The organism is Methylobacterium sp. E-046 (assembly GCF_022829625.1).
Taxonomy (GTDB): domain Bacteria; phylum Pseudomonadota; class Alphaproteobacteria; order Rhizobiales; family Beijerinckiaceae; genus Methylobacterium; species Methylobacterium longum.
Genome location: NZ_JAKSYP010000107.1, coordinates 1 through 1,750, shown reverse-complemented (window position 1 = coordinate 1,750; position 1,750 = coordinate 1). Strand labels below are relative to the sequence as shown.

At 71.2% G+C, this 1,750-nt stretch carries 2 protein-coding genes; both read left to right on the top strand.

Annotation, left to right across the window (positions count from 1 at the left end):
• Window positions 1–750 carry an electron transfer flavoprotein subunit beta/FixA family protein gene (locus tag MKK82_RS09555; protein ID WP_238294256.1) on the top strand — a complete coding sequence of 250 codons (750 nt, stop codon included), beginning with the start codon at window positions 1–3 and terminating at the stop codon, window positions 748–750.
• A 66-nt stretch (window positions 751–816) separates the two neighbouring features.
• Window positions 817–1,750: electron transfer flavoprotein subunit alpha/FixB family protein (locus MKK82_RS09550; protein ID WP_238294254.1), on the top strand; the 934-nt coding region annotated here is incomplete at its 3' end.

The window sequence follows — 1,750 nt, the reverse complement described above, 5'->3', positions numbered from 1 at the left end:
ATGAAGGTTCTGGTGCCTGTGAAGCGGGTGGTGGACTACAACGTCAAGATCCGTGTGAAGGCGGACGGCTCCGGGGTCGAGCTGGCGAACGTGAAGATGTCGATGAACCCGTTCGACGAGATTGCGGTGGAGGAGGCGATCCGTCTGAAGGAGAAGGGCACGGTCAGCGAGATCGTTGCGGTGTCGATCGGTCCGCAGGCGGCGCAGGAGACGCTGCGCACGGCGCTGGCGATGGGGGCCGACCGGGCGATCCTGGTGAAGACCGAGGTGGCCTGCGAGCCGCTGGCGGTCGCCAAGCTCCTGAAGGCGGTGGTCGAGCGGGAGGGCCCGGAGCTGGTCATCCTCGGCAAGCAGGCGATCGACGACGACTCGAACCAGACCGGCCAGATGCTCGGCGCGCTGCTCGGCTGGCCGCAGGGCACCTTCGCGTACAGGATCGAGGCCGGGGCGGGCAGCCTCGACGTCACCCGCGAGGTCGACGGCGGCCTGCAGACCGTGAGCCTGACGCTGCCGGCGATCGTGACCACGGACCTGCGCCTGAACGAGCCGCGCTACGCGAGCCTGCCCAACATCATGAAGGCCAAGAAGAAGCCCCTGGAGGAGCTGGCGCCCGACGCGCTGGGCGTCGACGTGACCCCGCGGCTCACGGTGCTGAAGACCGCCGAGCCGCCGGGCCGCTCCGCCGGCGTCAAGGTCGCCTCGGCGGCCGAGCTCGTCCAGAAGCTCAAGGTCGAGGCCGGCGTCATCTGATCCGCTTCGCGCGGCTCCCGTGCCGGTCGAGCCGCGCGCCATCATCCTCAAGGACACCCGACGACCATGACGACACTCCTCTTCGTCGAGCACGGCAGCGGCCAGATCAAGGACGGCACGCTGAAGGCGCTCACCGCCGCCCGGGCGATCGGCGCGCCGGTCCACGCCCTGGTTCTGGGCGCCGGCTCCCGGCCGGTGGCGGAGGCGGCGGCCAAGCTGGACGGCGTCGAGACGGTGCTGCTCGCCGAGGACGGCGCGTACGATCACGACCTCGCCGAGCCGGTGGCGGCGCTGATCGCGTCGATCGCCGGGCCGTACGCGACGATCCTGGCGTCGGCCTCGACCACCGGCAAGAACGTGCTGCCGCGGGTGGCCGCGCTGCTGGACGTCCCGCAGGTCTCCGACATCATCAAGGTGGTCGCGCCCGACACGTTCGAGCGGCCGATCTACGCGGGCAACGCGATCCAGACCGTCCAGACCCCCGCGGGCAAGACGGTGATCACGGTGCGCACGGCGGCGTTCAAGGCGGCGGCCGAGGGCGGTGCGCCCGCCCCGATCGAGCCGGTGTCGGCGGCGGTGCCGGCGGCGGGCGGCGCGCGCTTCAAGGGCGAGGAGATCGCCCAGTCGGACCGGCCGGAACTGGCCGCGGCGCGGATCATCGTCTCGGGCGGCCGCTCGCTGGGCTCGTCGGAGAAGTTCCACGCGCTGATCGAGCCCCTGGCCGACACGCTGGGCGCCGCGGTCGGGGCGTCGCGGGCGGCGGTCGACGCCGGCTACGCGCCGAACGACTGGCAGGTCGGACAGACCGGCAAGGTGGTGGCGCCGGACCTGTACGTGGCGGTGGGCATCTCCGGGGCGATCCAGCACCTCGCCGGCATGAAGGACTCGAAGGTCATCGTCGCCATCAACAAGGACGAGGACGCACCGATCTTCCAGGTCGCCGATTACGGCCTCGTCGGCGACCTGTTCCAGGTCGTGCCAGAACTCCAGGCCGAGATCG

What these genes read in the sequence shown, in the direction of transcription:
- MKK82_RS09555 (WP_238294256.1), top strand. Translation starts at nt 1, where the DNA reads ATGAAGGTTCTGGTGCCTGTGAAGCGGGTGGTGGACTACAACGTCAAG.